Below are 894 nucleotides of genomic sequence, written 5' to 3'. Positions count from 1 at the left end.
CTCCCGCGCCCCGCGCCGCCCTCCGCGAAGTCTTCACGAGAGGAGCGCGTCCACCGGGGACATGGGCTCCCAGTGCGGATCGCGCCTCGTCAGCCGCTCGGCGACCCGCGCCCATGCCGCCGCGTCGGAGCCGAGGCGGGAACGGACGAGGTGGGCGAGTTCCGCGAGTGCGGCGGCCGCCTCGGACGGGGCGTCGGTGCGGCGGGCGGCGCTGCCCAGGTAGTCGAGGATGAGGGCGGCCGGCGCGGCTTCGTGCAGCAGGTCGGTCGAGGTCAGCACGCCGGACGTGAGCAGGCCGTCGAGTTGGGTGACGGTCGCGCAGTGATAGAGGCCGGCCAGGCCGTGGCGGGCGCGCGCCCGAGTGAGTTCGGCGCCGTCGGGCAGGCCGTTCGGTCCAGGCTCGCGCACCAACTCCGCGTATTGCAGGCGAATTTCGGTAGGAACGATCGACATGCCGAGCAACTGCCGCCAGTACGGCAGTGGTTCCTCCTGGTGCGCGGCCACCAGGGCCTGCCAGTCGACGCCGACCAGGTCCGCCGCCGCCATGGTGCTTGTCGTGGCCCAGTGATGGGACGAGCGGCGCAGCTTCTTGACCAGCTTGGCCGGGGCGAGTTCACGGTTGATCCGGGCGCGGATCACGCCGATCGGATCGCGGGAGTCCAGCGCCTTCACGCACAGCTTGGTGGCGGCCTGGCCGAGCAGACCGCGTCCGGCGAGCGCGGTGAGGCGCGCCGCGCCGCCGTACCGGAGAAGGTTCAGGCAGCCGAACGCCTGCTGGACGAAGCCGAGTTCGGTGCCGAAGCGAACAAGGGTCTCCTCGACCAGATCCGGGTCGGCCGAGCCGAGCCACCGCACGCCCCCGGCCGGCCGCGCCGACGGATCGGCCCGCAACTC

The 894-nt window shown here is 72.9% G+C and carries 1 protein-coding gene; it reads right to left on the bottom strand.

All coding sequences use genetic code 11. The features are described 5' to 3' along the window. Positions 1–33: 33 nt before the first annotated feature. Positions 34–894, bottom strand: an 861-nt coding sequence (locus AC13HU_RS37730) for a hypothetical protein (protein WP_483046518.1), incomplete at its 5' end; no start/stop codon positions are given.

The sequence above is a fragment of the Streptomyces sp. NH27 genome (assembly GCF_056859195.1).
This window is presented reverse-complemented; position numbering and strand designations above follow the sequence as displayed.